Raw genomic sequence first — 14,863 nt, forward strand, 5'->3', positions numbered from 1 at the left:
TGTCCTTTGACTGGGTTCTACCCCGTTCGCCCTGAGCGTAGCGCAGCGAAGTCGAAGGGTCGCCTTTCGACTCAGCCTTCGGGCTTGCGCTCTGGGCGAACGGTTGGGGAGGGCTGAAGAACGGCTGAGGTGGATTGCCCTTCGACTTCAGCCCTTCGGGCTTACGCTCAGGGCGAACGGTTAGGGAGGGTTGGTGAACGGCTGGGGTGCGTTGTCCTTTGACTGGGTTCTACCCCGTTCGCCCTGAGCGTAGCGCAGCGAAGTCGAAGGGTCGCCTTTCGACTCAGCCTTCGGGCTTGCGCTCTGGGAGAACGGTTGGGGAGGGCTGAAGAACGGCTGAGGTGGATTGCCCTTCGACTTCAGCCCTTCGGGCTTACGCTCAGGGCGAACGGTCAGGGGGGGTGGAGAGCGGCTGAGTGGAACGGCTGGAGTGAATCCGCCCCACCGCTCGCGATTAACCTCCGAGCTGAAATGCAAATGGCCCGGACGAGCCGGGCCATTTGCGTGAAACGGATTGCCACATCACTGAGCCGCCATCACCGCGGTCACCGCATCACCGCCGTGACGACAAAGCCTTACCGTCTCACGCCTCCTCGAGCGCCTCTTCCGGCGCCGCGGCGGCAGGCTTGCCGACCGGTACCAGTAGACGCTCGCGCAACAGCTTGTCGATCTCGTTCGCCATCGCCGGGTTGTCGCGCAGGTACTGGCGTACGTTCTCCTTGCCCTGGCCGATGCGGTCGCCCTTGTAGCTGTACCAGGCGCCGGACTTGTCGATCAGGTTCTGCGCCACACCCAGCTCGATGATCTCGCCTTCGCGCGAGGTGCCTTCGCCGTACAGGATCTCGAATTCGCACTGGCGGAACGGCGGGGCCACCTTGTTCTTGACCACCTTGACGCGGGTTTCCGAACCGATGATCTCCTCGCCCTTCTTCACCGCGCCGATGCGGCGGATGTCCAGGCGCACCGAGGCGTAGAACTTCAGCGCGTTGCCTCCCGTGGTGGTCTCCGGGCTGCCGAACATCACGCCGATCTTCATGCGGATCTGGTTGATGAAGATCACCAGCGTGCCGGATTTCTTGATGTTGGCGGTCAGCTTGCGCAGCGCCTGGCTCATCAGACGGGCATGCAGGCCGACGTGGGAGTCGCCCATTTCGCCCTCGATTTCCGCCTTCGGGGTCAACGCGGCGACCGAGTCGACGACAACCATGTCGACCGCACCCGAGCGCACCAGCATGTCGGCGATTTCCAGCGCCTGCTCGCCGGTATCCGGCTGCGAAACCAGCAGATCATCGACCTTGACGCCCAATTTCTCGGCATAGGTCGGGTCGAGTGCGTGCTCGGCATCGATGAATGCAGCGGTGCCACCGGCGCGCTGGCAGCTGGCGATCGCCTGCAGCGTCATGGTGGTCTTGCCGGACGACTCCGGCCCATAGATCTCGACCACGCGGCCACGCGGCAGACCGCCGACGCCGAGCGCGATATCCAGCCCGAGCGAGCCGGTGGACACCGTTTCGATGGCTTCGTTGACGCGGTCGCCCATGCGCATGATCGCGCCCTTGCCGAACTGCTTTTCGATCTGGCCGAGGGCGGAAGTAAGTGCCTTGCGCTTGTTGTCATCCATCGTCTTGAATTCCGGTTGGGCTGTGAATGGTAAGCATGATGCCCGGATCGGGTCTCACGGGCTGCGATCAGGGCCGGTTCGATCAGCCAACCTGATCGGAACGAGCTGCTTCAGTAGGCCAGTATCCCATACCGGTCAAGCCCTCCCGACAGCAGACAACACATTATTCCGTCAGTGTTTTGCGCAGGCCCATGAGCGCCGCTGCCACGGTACGCCGCCTGATGGCCTCGCGGTCGCCTGGAAAATGGAACAGCTGTGCGTGCCCGTAGCCGCCCCGGCGCTTCCAGCCGATCCACACCGTGCCGACCGGCTTGTCGGGGGTGCCCCCGGAAGGCCCGGCAATGCCGGTCACCGCTACCGCCACCCCCGCGCCAAAGCGCGCCAAAGCACCGGAAACCATCTCCAGCACGGTTTCCTCGCTGACAGCGCCGGTGCGCTCCAGCGTGCGCGGATTGACCCCGAGCAGCGCCTCCTTTGCCTCGTAGCTGTAGGTCACCACGCCAGCATCGAACCAGGCCGAACTTCCGGGCAGATCGGTCAGCGTCTTGGCGATCCAGCCGCCCGTGCAGGATTCGGCAGTCACCAGCATCAGCTTGCGCTGCAGTACCTCGATCGCTACGTCGCCAGCCAGGATCTGTAACTCGGCATCAGTAGGAACGGATGACAACTCCATGCGAGACTCCCTGACTTGAATGAGCTCTGCGCCGCGCGCAGGGCCATCGTTCTACCCGTTTCGCGCGACCACGCCAAGACTTGTATTGCATGAGCCAAGACGATCTCTCACAGCACACCCCGTTCATGCGCCAGTACCTCTCGGCCAAGGCCGAACATCCCGAGGTGTTGCTGTTTTTTCGCATGGGCGACTTTTACGAGCTGTTCTACGACGACGCACGCAAGGCGGCACGGCTGCTCGACATCACGCTGACGCAACGCGGGCAGTCCGCCGGCGCACCGATTCCGATGGCCGGCGTACCGTATCACGCAGCGGAAAACTATCTCGCGCGGCTGGTACGCCTCGGCGAATCGGTGGCGATCTGCGAGCAGATCGGCGATCCAGCCACTTCGAAAGGCCCGGTGGAGCGCAAGGTGGTGCGCATCGTCACCCCGGGCACGGTGACCGACGCCGCGCTGCTGGAGGAGCGCCGCGACAACCTGCTGCTGGCGATCGCCGCCGGCACGCATGGCGGCTATGGCCTGGCGTGGGTCGATCTGGGCAGCGGCCGTTTCCTGCTCAGCGAAGTGCCGAACGCCGAAACCCTGGCGGCCGAACTTGCGCGACTGCAGCCCGCCGAGACACTGGTCGACGAAAGCGTGGCATGGCCAAAGCTGGTCAGTGCATTGCCCGGTCTGCGCAAGCGGCCACCATGGCACTACGACGCCGATGCCGCGCGGCGTGAACTGAACCGTTTCTTCGGCACCCGCGACCTCGGTGGCTTCGGCGTGGACAACCTGCCACTGGCCACGGCGGCAGCTGGCTGTCTGCTCGGCTACGTCGAAGAAACCCAGAAGAGCGCGTTGCCGCACCTCACCGGCATGGCGGTCGAAAGCGCCAGCGAGACGATCGCGCTGGACGCCGCCACCCGCCGCAATCTGGAACTGGATACACATCCCAGCGGTCGCACAGAGCACACCCTGCTCGGCGTGCTGGACGAAACGGTAACGCCGATGGGCGCGCGCCTGCTTCGCCGCTGGCTGAATCGCCCGCTGCGTTCGCGCGAACTGCTGCGTCGGCGGCATCAAGCGATCGGCACCCTGATTGATAGCCGCCGCTACGACCCATTGCGCGAGCAACTGCGTGGCATCGGCGATCTGGAGCGCATCCTGGCCCGCGTGGCGCTGCGCTCGGCGCGGCCACGCGACCTGTCCACCCTGCGCGACGGCCTCGCCGCTGCGCCAATGTTGCGCGAACAGATCGCGACGCTCGACAGTCCGCTGTTGCACACGCTGGTCGAGCACATCGGCGATCACGCCGACACCGCCGTCCTACTCACCCGCGCCATCGTGGCGCAGCCGCCGGTATTGCAGCGCGACGGCGGCGTCATCGCGGACGGTTACGACGCCGAGCTCGATGAACTGCGCCGCCTGTCCACCCACGCCGACCAGTATCTGGTTGAACTTGAGGAACGCGAGAAGGCCGCCAGCGGCATCAACACACTCAAGATCGGCTACAACCGCGTGCATGGCTACTACATTGAAATCACCAAGGCGCAGTCCGAAAAAGCGCCCACGCATTACACGCGTCGGCAGACGACGAAGAATGCCGAGCGCTACATCACCGAGGAACTGAAGACCTTCGAGGACAAAGTACTGTCGGCGAAGGAGCGTTCGCTGATGCGCGAACGCGCGCTGTACGAGGCACTGCTGGACACGCTCACCGGAAAACTGGAGCCACTGAAGCAGGCTGCGGCCGCCATGGCCGAACTCGATGTTCTGAGCGACCTGGCCGAACGCGCCGAAGCACTGGACTGGAGCGCACCCGAACTCAGCGATGATCCCGGCATCGCGATCGAGCGCGGCCGCCATCCGGTGGTGGAGAAAGTTCGCGACGAGCCGTTCGAACCGAACGACCTGATGCTTGACGATGCACGTCGCATGCTGGTGATCACCGGCCCGAACATGGGCGGCAAGTCCACCTACATGCGGCAAAACGCGCTGATCGTGCTGCTCGCGCATATCGGCAGCTACGTGCCCGCATCGCGCGCGTTGATCGGCCCGATCGACCGAATCTTCACCCGCATCGGCGCAGGCGACGACCTCTCGCGCGGTCAATCGACCTTCATGGTCGAGATGAGCGAGACGGCGAACATCCTGCACAACGCGACCGAACACAGCCTGGTGTTGATGGACGAAGTTGGCCGCGGCACAAGCACCTACGATGGCCTGTCACTGGCACGCGCCGCCGCCGTGCACCTGGCGCGCAACAGCCGCGCGTACACGCTGTTCGCCACGCATTACTTCGAGCTCACCGAGCTGGCCAACGAATACCCCACCATCGCGAATGTGCATCTCGACGCGGTGGAATACGGCGAGCAACTGGTCTTCATGCACGCCGTGAAGGACGGCCCCGCCAACCGCAGCTTCGGCCTGCAGGTGGCCGCACTGGCCGGCTTGCCAAAGTCGGTGATCGCTGACGCACGGCGCACCCTGGCGGAGCTGGAGCGCGGCATGCATCAGCACGCCTCTGCCGGCAAGGCCACCATTGAACCGTCGCCGCAACTTGGGTTGTTCGCACCACAACCTTCTGCCGTGGAGCGCGCACTGGAGACCATCGATCCCGATGCAATGTCTCCCCGCGAAGCGATGGAAGCGCTTTACCGGTTGAAGTCCCTGGCTTGAAAGAGCGCGCGGCCTCGATGACGCCACATTCGTCAGGCAGCCACCGCATGAAAAGCGTCGTCATTCCTGCAAAGGCAGGAATCCAGAGGCCTCAAGTTCTTGACGAGCAAGGGCGCTGGATGACCAGCTCCGCTGTTGAAAAAGCACCTCCTGCCTTCGCAGGGATGACGAGCTGGGCAACCGATTATTCGAGGGGCCTTTCCCATGCGCATGGATAAACGCCAGCACGTCGTCCAGCGTCGGCGCATGACCGCGCATCGGCCGCGACATTGAAAACAGCAGCGCCGAGTGACCCACACCTCGATAGAGCTTCAAGGTGACGTCCTGGTGATTGGCCTGCATCACCTGCGCCAGCGATTTGCTGTTCGATGGATCGACTTCATGATCGGCCGTTCCATGCAGTAGCAGCATCGGCGGTTCCGTGCCGTGCACAAACGAAACGGGCTGTGCCCGACGCTGTTCGGCAAGGGTCTTGCCGAACATGCCGATCATGTCCTTTTCTTTGGCTTCTATCGGTGTGAAATCATAGACACCGGCCAGACCAATGAATCCGGCCAGATCGCCTGGCTGCATGCCGTTCGCTCGAAGCCACTTCGAATCGGTGGCGAGCAAGGCGGCGATCTGCCCACCTGCTGAATGCCCCATCAGAAAGATGTCCTGCGGATCGCCGCCGATCTGCTCGGCATGATCGCGTGTCCATGCCACGGCATGCGCCGCGTCCTGCATGAAGCCATCCATTTTCACTTTGGGGTATTTACGGTAGTCCGGGATCACCGCGATCACGCCGTGCGCCGCCAGCGCGGCACCGGCAAACCGATACCACTGGCGCTTGCCCCGCATCCAGTCTCCACCATAGAAGAAGACCACGATGGGCGCATGCTCTGCGTCGGTTGGGCGATACACGTCCAGCGCGAGATGATGCTGCGTATCGAACACGACATGGCTTTCGGTGCCGATGTTCGTGTGCTCGTCAGTCGCGTTGAGTCCTGCAAACAAGACTCCGCTGCAACCACCCAGTAGCAGGGCCGCGCCGAGCACAGTCAAGCGCAGGAGATGGCTTGTCCGATGTGTGCGCAAACGTAACTCCAGTTGTCGGGCGACCGGGGTGATGGAGGTCGCCTGGCTCACGCTGGAGACAGCCCGACGCTCCACCGGGCACTCGGCGTTCAAGTCTGGATACGCGATGACCTGTCAAGGCCATGCGAAAGCTATGGACAGCGAGAGCATGCCGCACGACGTCGCCTCGGCGAGCTATCTGCTCGCGATGCATCCTGTTGGAGTGATGTCATCCGGGCGCCGAACGTCCGCTCGACGAACCTCCTCGTGCGAACACGAGGAGGTTCGGATCAACGTTCAACGCCGTGCGTTTGTCACTTCAGCAAAGCGTCAATGCGTGCGCTGCTTGTGGATGCGCCGGCTGTCGTGGTTTTCGGACTTGTTGAGATTGCGCTGTTCCTGCTTGGTGAGGTGGCCACCGTTCTTGGCCTGATCGGCACTTTCGCGCTGCGCGATGTTGGCGTCCTGCTTTTCGTCGCGCGCCTCCTGCTTCGCGTTGATCTGACCATCGGCCACACCGTTCTGGATGCGGCTCTGCTGGTTGTCCAGGCGTTGGTTGACTTCGTTGACCCGCGGATGACCCGGATCGTTCGCCTGAGGTGCAGCCTGTGCCATGGCGGCGCCCGAAGCGAGCGCGGCGGATACCACCAACCCCATCAAGCTGAAACGGATAGTCGACTTTGCACTCATAAGTAACGGCCTCGTTTTGGAGTAAGTAAGACGGGAGATGTTCAGGAAAACTGCACCGAGCTTCTGCCAAGGGAAACGCGGCATTCACACGGCGTGGCCAATGCCAAAACGGGTGAACCATCCACGATCGACAAGGAGCCCCTGGGCCACCGTCAGCCCCGATTGCAGGGTTATCTGACGGTTGCAACAAGGGAAACGGGCAGGCATGAATCGCGTTGACAGGACCCACGGACTTCCGGGGCATCTGTTCAGCTGTGGTTGACGAATTGCCCCCGATGGCCCGATCGGGCAGATACGTTGCACGGCGCGGAGAGTGGCGCAGCAAGCGCCTGGTTCCTCATCACGGACTTCGCTCAGCCGTGCGCCAGCTGCAATGGCGATTCCGGCAACATCAGTGGTGTGGCCAGGTGTGGGTCATCCGCGTCGGGCATCGCGATATCAGGGATCGCAGCCAACGCCATCGGTGACAGCTCCGGCAGCACCACGCTGACTGGTGCCGACGGTTGCCGCACAACCAGGCGCCCTGCCGCGACCAGCTTTCCGATCTGCCTGGTCACCTCGTCGCGACCGAACGGCTTCTTCATGAAATCGTCCGCACCGAAACGTTGCACGTAGAACTGTTCGGTCGCCTGTTGATTGCCACTGATCATCACGATCGGGATATGCCGGGTGCTGGCATCGTGGCGCAGCGCGCGCAGTACGGCAAAGCCGTTCATGCCCGGCAACACAATATCGAGGAAGATCAGCGCCGGCTGCTCACTGCGGGCCAGTTCAAGCGCGCTCTCGCCATCGCCTGCCTTGAGCACGGCATAGCCCTCCTGGCCCAACATCTTGCCGAGCACGGCACAGATGGTGGGCGAATCGTCGACCACCAGCATGCGTGCGCCCAGCGTGGCCTGGAGGCGTTGTCCCGAGCGCTGTTCGCCATAGGTGCTATTGCGCAGGCTTTTGAAAAAGCCGATGCCGGTCATCAGTGCGTGCAAGTCCATCCAAGCCCCCGGGTCTTGAGGAACGGCGCGGTCGCGCAACCCCCATGATTTGCGTGGATGTTCCCCCAGATCCAGCCGGCAATCTGCGATGCACTGCTCAGCGCGCATCCTTCATCCGTCGCAAATCGCGACGTGCATGCTTGTCGGGGCGTTTCGGCGGGTGGTCAAAGGCCGCACCGGTCAACCGGCGCTGCTCCTTTCCCGCCTCGCGGACAACGCGGCTGGCTTCCGTTTCCAGGTACAGCGCCTGCGCCACGCTGGCCTGGCCTCGTTTGTCGGACAAGGCCAGTACGTCGACCTCCAGCCGCTCCTCGCCGCGGCTGATCTTCAATTGATCACCCACATGCAACGCCTTGGCCGGCTTGCAGCCGCCGCCGTTGACGTCGATCTTGCCGCCGTCGATCGCCTGCTTGGCCAGGCTGCGTGTCTTGAAGAAACGCGCAGCCCACAGCCACAGGTCGACGCGCACTTCGGTCATCGGACCCGCTGGTAACTTGCTCATGTCTTGACGGCTGGCCCGATCAGGGATCGGTGGCTGGTGAGGCCAGGCCTGGCTGGTTCAGGTCAGGCCGATTCAAATCCGGCCGACTGGAATCAGGCGCGTTCAAATCAAGCATCGTCGTCTGATGCGGATCCGGCATCGCGATGTCCGGAATCGCATTGTGCTCGGCCTCGGTGTGCTCAGGCGCCCGCGGCAGCATGTCCTCAAGCAGCCGCTCGCGCACGACCAGTCGACCGATCTTGGTCAATTGCTGGATGCGCGCAAACACTTCGCCGCGGCCAAAGGGCTTCTTCATGAAATCGTCGGCACCGTAGCGCTGCACATAAAACTGCTCGGTCGCCTGCACGTTGCCGCTGATCATCACGATCGGGATGTCACGGGTCAGTGGATCACGGCGCAGCGCACGGAGCACTGCAAAGCCGTTCATGCCGGGCAGCACGATATCGAGAAAGATCAGGTCAGGAGATTCCTTGCGGGCCATTTCGATCGCCGTTTCACCGTCGGCGGCCTTCAACACCACGTGGCTATCCTGGGTCAGCATTTTGCCGAGCACGGCGCGGATGGTGGGCGAGTCGTCCACCACCAACACCCAGGCCGCCTTGGGTACGCCGCTGCGAGGTACCGCGCGACGCTCTGTATGCCCGGCGTTTCCCAGGAAACGCTTGATCAGGTCGAAACTGGACATGTCACGAACCCCCAGTTCATGAGAATCCGACTAGTCTCGATGCAGCGGGCGCCCGGCGCAAGCAGCGCCAAGGCGGCCTCAGCCACCGAGCCACAGATTGCCCAGCGGTATGGTCAAGAGCGACAGCACGATGCCCGCTCCGAGCACCGTATTGGCCAGCGCCGGCTCCAATTCGTACTCATCGGCCAGGATCGCCGCCGAGATCATGGGCGCCATGGCCGCCTGCAGCACACCGACAGTCAGCACCAATCCCCCGACGCCAATAGCGACGCCCAACATCCAGCACAACAGCGGGGCCAGCAGCAGTTTCCAGCCCAGCCCCCAGCCCAGTGCGCCCAACTGCCGCGCGCCGGGATGGAACTTGAACTGCAACCCGACCGAGAACAGCGCCAACGGCGTCAGCGTGGCGCCGATCGGCGTAAACACGCCATCCAGCCAGTCCGGCCAGCCGCCCAGCACGCCAACAACGATGCCGATGATCAGCGCGACAAACGCCGGGAACGTGAGGACGCGTCGCACAATCATCGCCGGCTTTGGCGTGCGTCCCGCGTACAGGCACGCCACCACGACACCCGCCGATGCCAGCAGCGGAAACGCGCCAAGCTGATCGGCCACCACCGCCAGTGCGAGGCCCGGCTGACCGTGCAGTGCCTGCATCAGCGGATAACCCATGAACGCGGTATTGCCCAGGCCGCAGACCAGGATCAGCGCACCGATGCGCTGCCGCGACCAGCCCAGTCGCGGCCCGAGCAGGCCAAACAGCAGCCAGGCGCCGGCGAACGTGAGCCACATCGCCGCCACAGGAAACCACAACTGCGGGTCGAACTTCACCCGTGGGATGAGCTTCAGCACCAGCGCCGGTAGCGCCAGGTTGATCACCCACCAGTTGATGCCCGGCACGATGCCGACCGGCGGCTTCGCAAAGCGCGCAACCAACCCGCCCAGCACCAGGCACACGAACAGCAGCAGCAACGCACTCATGGGCAATCGCAAGGGTGGCCTGAAGTTCGCGTATTAGACGACAAGCCAGCGCCAATCACCTATGGCCGCCCGGAGTCGATGCGGCATACTCGAGCCCCTTGAGCCCCCTCAACGTCGGCACCCTCAAAAGGAACCTGTACGAGATGCCGCGCCATCTTTCACGCTATCAGTACCTGCGCGCTGCCGACGGCTGTCTCCTCGCCTATCGCAGCGGCGGACCGGCCGATGGCGTCCCCGTGATCCTTCTGCACGGCATGGCCGGCCGTTCCGACACCTGGGATGCAGTGGCAGGTGCGCTGATCGCCGTCGGACGCAGGGTGATTGCATTGGACCTGCGCGGCCATGGCCACAGTGGACGGGCAGCAAGCTACCCGCTATCCGATTTCCGCACCGACGTGACCACCTTGCTTGATCAACTTCAGTTGGCGCAGGTGGATCTGGTCGGTCATTCGCTGGGCGGATTTATCGCGCTATCCGTAGCGGCGCAGCAACCGATACGCGTCCGTCGCCTGCTGATCGAGGATGCCCCGACACCACCATGCGATAAGTCAGATACAGGCAGGATCCAGTGTCCGCCAAGCATGCGCCGCCTGCTGGCCTCGATGGGCGTCCGACGCATGCTGGCAATCGCGTTCACGAACCGCTTCGACCTGCGCATGAGGAAGCCTGTCCTGGCTGCACTAAGTACGCCAACGCCAGCATGGTGGGCCAGCCTCGCCAACATCTGCGCACCAACCCTCCTGCTCGGCGCAGCGCAAAGTCATTTGGCCGCGGAACGGCTTCCCTTGCTCGTCAATGCGATTACCCACGCTACCCTGCGACTGCTCGCTGGTGGTCATCGCCTGCATACGGAGCAACCTGCGGCTTTTCTCGACGCCGCATTGCCTTTTTTAGGTGACTAAGTCGGCACTGTCAGCGCAGAGCGGCTCCGATCCTGTTTAAATGCAACCTGACTTCGGTCCCCGAACCCGAAACTCATCAACATTTTCATTACGCAGCATGGATGCAATCAGCGCAGAATGCCTACCAAGATGAAAACTTCGGCCTGGCGGTCAAGATGAAAACTTCGTCCTCAAGAACGGGTATTTTGTGCGCTGCCTTCCTGCTGTTGGCGGCGGCGCAAACTGCCGGTGCGCAAAACATCTACAAATGCACCAAGGGCGGGCAGCTTGAATATACCGATCGTCCCTGCCCAGGTGGCAGCGGCGAGTTGATCCATCAGGCCAGCGACAGCGAAGTCATCGACCAGTATCTCGACCTTGGCCAGGAAGCCCTCGCCAAGCGTTATGCGGATTCGCATCATCTTCAGGGGCTCTACCAGCAACGCGTCGACACCTACCAATTGAAGATGCAGGCGCAGGCCCAGCAGCAGGCCGACGATGAGAAGCAGCGCGCCGAAGACGCGCATCAGCAGGCGCAGATCAGTGAGGCTGCCTATCGCGGACGGCTACAGGGTGAGAACAACGCGTTGCGTGAGCAGAACGAGCAGTACCTTGATCAGTTGTCCCAACCCGTCTACGGCGATACCACCGCCTACGCCCCCGTCTACTGGGGCGCCTTGGCACCCGGGAATCATGATCACAGCCACGATCATGACCACGGTCACGGACCGCATCCCGCGCCACCAAAAACAGTCCCGCCCATGCTGCCTGCCCCGGTCAGTGGTCGGGCGAAGTATTGACGTTGGCCGGCGCTGACAGGCAACTCAGAATCACTCTTGAACATAGTTGAGCGACTAGCTCGAAAGCCCACAGTGGGCAGCTCTCGAAGTCATTCTGATGCTACTTTTCAAGTACAACCCGGCCCCTGTTTTGGCTGTTGTTTTGTCGTGGGGAATGCGCGCTGGATCCGCTGCTGGCCAGCGCGCACTTGGGGACGGACGAGAACCCGATGGTCGATGCGGACACGATTGTAGTTGGCGCGGGACCCGCAGGCCTTGCCTGTGCTGCCGCGATGTCCCAACTCGGTCTCAAGGTGGGGATACTTGAAAAGTCCGACGTGGTCGCTTCCGTTTGGCGACGCCACTATGACCGGCTGCACCTGCACTCTGATCGTGGGCATTCCGGGTTGCCCGGCATGCCCATGCCGCGAACCTATCCAAGGTATCCGTCACGCGCGCAAGTCGTCGAATACCTCGAAAACTATGCCGCGCACTTTGACCTTCGTCCGATATTCAACAGCACGGTACGAACCATCGGTCGCGATGGCTCGACGTGGCGCGTGGACGCGGAGAAGAGATCTTTCGTGGCGCCAGTGGTGGTCATCGCGACCGGGTGGGCCGACTTCCCTCATCTGCCGACATGGCCGGGTGCAGACGCCTATACGGGCTCGGTCATCCACAGCACGGAATACAACAATCCAGCGGCACTCGCGGGCAAACGGGTGCTTGTCGTCGGATTCGGGAACTCGGGCGGCGAGATTGCGCTCGACCTGGCGCAAGCCAGCGTCGACGTCACTTTGGCCGTGCGTGGCCCGGTCCAGATCTTGCCGCGCGAACTTCTGGGTCTTCCGATCCTGACCTGGGCAATCGCTGAAGCGCGTCTGCCTGCACGCGTGGCCGATTTCATCAATGCACCCGCGATCCGCCTTGCTGTCGGTTCCGTCAAGCATCTGGGCTTGAAGATTGCCAGCAAGGGACCGCGACGCATGATCGAGGAGGATCGACGTATCCCACTGCTCGACGTAGGTACCTTGGCCAGGATTCGGGACGGCACGATCAAGGTGCGTGGCGGGATTGACCGGTTCACCAGCGATGGTGTGGTTTTTTCCAATACGCCAGCGGAGGCGTTCGATTGCATCATTCTCGCGACCGGGTTTAGTCCCGACCTGCGCAAACTGCTGCCCGAAGCCAAGGGCGTATTTGACCGCCATGGCATGCCGCTGGCGACGGGACGGGCGACGCTTGAACCTGGACTGTTTTTCTGCGGCCTCATCGCTTCAGCGACCGGGCAACTGCGCGAGATCGGGATCGAAGCGCAGCGGATTGCGCAACTGGCCAAAGCCTACCTGTCGCGTTGAAGATAACGGGAGCGTCGACGTGGATAAAATAAAAGCCCGCCGACAGGGGCGGGCTTTTATCTGCGCGATTTCAGCGCAAGACTTACGACGCCAGCAATACCCGATTCATTCGCTGCACGAACGCGGACGGATCAGGAAGCTGTGCACCAGCAGCGATCTCGGCCTGGTCCAGCAACAGCAGGGCGATGTCCTTCGCCTTGGCCTCATCGGCCTCTGCTTCGATGCGCTTGAGCAGGGGATGCTGCGGATTGATCTCCAGCGTCGGCTTGTTCTCGGGCATGTCGTGGCCGGCTTCGCGCATCAGACGGGCGAGATGCGGTGCCATCTCGTAATCATTCAGCGCAAGACATGACGGCGAATCGGTGAGACGCGCGGACACGCGCACGTCGCCAACGCTATCGCCAAGCAGTTCCTTCAGCTTCTTCAACAGCGGTTCGGCTTCCTTGGTCGCCGCTTCCTGCTTTTGTTTGTCGGCTTCGTCGAGTGGCAGCTCGCCCTTGGCGACGTTCTGCAGTTTCTTGCCGCCGTACTCGCTGAGGCTGCCGAGCATCCACTCATCGATGCGATCGGACATCAGCAACACTTCGATGCCCTTGGCCTTGAAGGCTTCCAGTTGCGGGCTACCCAGCGCGGCGGCATAGCTGTCGGCAGTGATGAACCAGATCGTTTCCTGTCCCAGCGGCATGCGACCGATGTAATCGTCGAACGAGACGGCCTGCGCACTGCCCTCGCCTTTGGTCGAGGCAAAACGCAGCAGCTTGGCTATGCGCTCGCGGTTGTTTGCATCTTCACTGATGCCTTCTTTCAGCGTGTTGCCGAACGCCTTGTAGAACGTAGCGAACTTCTCCGGCTCGTCCTTGGCCAGCTTCTCGATCAGGTCGAGTACGCGCTTGACGCAGGCCGACTTGATGCGCTCGAGCTGGCGGTTCTTCTGGAGAATCTCGCGACTGACATTGAGCGGCAGGTCGTCCGCATCGACCACACCACGCACGAAGCGCAGGTAGTTCGGCAGCAGCTCCTCGGCCGCATCCATGATGAAGACGCGCTTGATATAGAGCTTGAGCCCCTTGCGCTCGTCGCGCCCGCCCATCATCAAATCAAATGGCGGTTGCGAGGGAATATAAAGCAGCGTGGTGAAGCTCTGGCTACCTTCGACACGGTTGTGCGTCCACGCCAGAGCATCGTTGAAATCGTGGCCGAGCGACTTGTAGAAGCTCTGATAGTCCTCCTCGGAAATCTCGGATTTCGGCTTGGTCCACAGCGCCGAAGCAGCGTTGACGGTCTCCCATTCCTCGGTCGGCTTGCCATCCTTCTCGACCGGCATGCGGATCGGAAACGCCACGTGATCGGAGTAACGGGTGATCAGCGCACGCAACTGCCAGCGCTTGAGGAATTCGTCCTCGTCCGCCTTCAGATGCAGGATGACCGACGTACCGCGTTCGGCCAGCTCGACCTGCTCCAGCGAATACTCACCCTTGCCGTCGCTCTCCCACTTCACGCCCTCGCCGGCCGGCGCATCGGCGCGGCGGCTGAGCACGGTGACTTTGTCGGCCACCACAAACGCGGAATAAAAGCCCACGCCGAACTGGCCAATCAGCCGCGCATCAGCCTTCTGCGCGCCCGACATGGCTTCCAGAAAGCGTCGCGTACCGGAGCTGGCGATGGTGCCGATGTTCGCGATCACTTCGTCGCGATTCATGCCGACGCCATTGTCGCGCACGGTTACCGTGCGCGCCTCTGGATCCCAGCTCACGTCGATATGCAGTTCGCCATCGCCTGCCAGCAACTCGGGTTTGGCAATCGACTCGAAGCGCAGCTTGTCGCAGGCATCGGAGGCGTTTGAAATCAGCTCGCGCAGGAAAATTTCCTTGTGCGAATACAGCGAGTGGGTGACCAGGTGCAGTACCTGGGCAACTTCAGCTTCGAATTTGCGGGTCTCGGCGGGTGCGCTCATAAGTTGGACTTCCATTTGTATTGATGTTTGC

At 62.4% G+C, this 14,863-nt stretch carries 13 protein-coding genes; 4 read left to right on the plus strand and 9 right to left on the minus strand.

The features are described 5' to 3' along the window. Nucleotides 1–583 precede the first annotated feature (583 nt). On the minus strand, nucleotides 584–1,621 hold the full coding sequence (gene recA, locus HDE77_RS07140; protein ID WP_184416470.1) for a recombinase RecA: 1,038 nt from the start codon (nucleotides 1,619–1,621) through the stop codon (nucleotides 584–586). Between the two features lie 163 nt (nucleotides 1,622–1,784). Then, a complete protein-coding gene (locus tag HDE77_RS07145) occupies nucleotides 1,785–2,294 on the minus strand; it encodes a CinA family protein (protein ID WP_184416471.1) in 510 nt (169 codons plus the stop codon). An 89-nt stretch (nucleotides 2,295–2,383) separates the two neighbouring features. On the opposite strand from HDE77_RS07145, the gene mutS reads away from it, so the two are divergent. Next, the gene (gene mutS, locus HDE77_RS07150) at nucleotides 2,384–4,957 is read left to right on the plus strand and encodes a DNA mismatch repair protein MutS (RefSeq protein ID WP_184416472.1); all 2,574 of its coding nucleotides are present in this window, start codon (nucleotides 2,384–2,386) and stop codon (nucleotides 4,955–4,957) included. Between the two features lie 60 nt (nucleotides 4,958–5,017). On the opposite strand, the gene HDE77_RS07155 is transcribed toward mutS, so the two are convergent. The 6 genes from HDE77_RS07155 to HDE77_RS07180 all read right to left on the minus strand — a co-directional run bounded on the left by HDE77_RS07155 (nucleotide 5,018) and on the right by HDE77_RS07180 (nucleotide 9,860). Continuing rightward, a complete protein-coding gene (locus HDE77_RS07155; RefSeq protein WP_255482581.1) occupies nucleotides 5,018–5,953 on the minus strand; it encodes an alpha/beta hydrolase in 936 nt (311 codons plus the stop codon). A 390-nt stretch (nucleotides 5,954–6,343) separates the two neighbouring features. Next, entirely contained in the window at nucleotides 6,344–6,703 is a 360-nt protein-coding gene (locus tag HDE77_RS07160) for a hypothetical protein (RefSeq protein WP_184416473.1), read from the minus strand. 353 nt (nucleotides 6,704–7,056) lie between these two features. Then, nucleotides 7,057–7,692 (minus strand): response regulator, encoded by a 636-nt coding sequence (locus tag HDE77_RS07165; protein WP_184416474.1) that lies wholly within the window; start codon nucleotides 7,690–7,692, stop codon nucleotides 7,057–7,059. Between the two features lie 97 nt (nucleotides 7,693–7,789). After that, a complete protein-coding gene (locus HDE77_RS07170) occupies nucleotides 7,790–8,194 on the minus strand; it encodes a S4 domain-containing protein (protein WP_255482582.1) in 405 nt (134 codons plus the stop codon). 19 nt (nucleotides 8,195–8,213) lie between these two features. Beyond that, a complete protein-coding gene (locus HDE77_RS07175) occupies nucleotides 8,214–8,879 on the minus strand; it encodes a response regulator (protein ID WP_184416475.1) in 666 nt (221 codons plus the stop codon). 78 nt (nucleotides 8,880–8,957) lie between these two features. Beyond that, nucleotides 8,958–9,860 carry an AEC family transporter gene (locus HDE77_RS07180; RefSeq protein ID WP_184416476.1) on the minus strand — a complete coding sequence of 301 codons (903 nt, stop codon included), beginning with the start codon at nucleotides 9,858–9,860 and terminating at the stop codon, nucleotides 8,958–8,960. A 143-nt stretch (nucleotides 9,861–10,003) separates the two neighbouring features. Here HDE77_RS07180 and HDE77_RS07185 point away from each other — a divergent pair, with 143 nt between their 5' ends. The 3 genes from HDE77_RS07185 to HDE77_RS07195 all read left to right on the plus strand — a co-directional run bounded on the left by HDE77_RS07185 (nucleotide 10,004) and on the right by HDE77_RS07195 (nucleotide 12,878). Beyond that, nucleotides 10,004–10,762 (plus strand): alpha/beta fold hydrolase, encoded by a 759-nt coding sequence (locus tag HDE77_RS07185; protein WP_184416477.1) that lies wholly within the window; start codon nucleotides 10,004–10,006, stop codon nucleotides 10,760–10,762. 155 nt (nucleotides 10,763–10,917) lie between these two features. Next, nucleotides 10,918–11,541 carry a DUF4124 domain-containing protein gene (locus tag HDE77_RS07190; protein ID WP_184416478.1) on the plus strand — a complete coding sequence of 208 codons (624 nt, stop codon included), beginning with the start codon at nucleotides 10,918–10,920 and terminating at the stop codon, nucleotides 11,539–11,541. A 209-nt stretch (nucleotides 11,542–11,750) separates the two neighbouring features. Beyond that, nucleotides 11,751–12,878: an NAD(P)/FAD-dependent oxidoreductase gene (locus HDE77_RS07195; RefSeq protein WP_184416479.1), complete on the plus strand. Its 1,128-nt coding sequence runs from the start codon at nucleotides 11,751–11,753 to the stop codon at nucleotides 12,876–12,878. An 82-nt stretch (nucleotides 12,879–12,960) separates the two neighbouring features. On the opposite strand, the gene htpG is transcribed toward HDE77_RS07195, so the two are convergent. Beyond that, nucleotides 12,961–14,832, minus strand: coding sequence for a molecular chaperone HtpG (htpG, locus tag HDE77_RS07200; protein WP_184416480.1), 1,872 nt, complete (start codon nucleotides 14,830–14,832; stop codon nucleotides 12,961–12,963). Between the last annotated feature and the right edge of the window lie 31 nt (nucleotides 14,833–14,863).

The sequence above is a fragment of the Rhodanobacter sp. MP7CTX1 genome (assembly GCF_014205795.1).
Taxonomy (GTDB): Bacteria; Pseudomonadota; Gammaproteobacteria; order Xanthomonadales; family Rhodanobacteraceae; genus Rhodanobacter.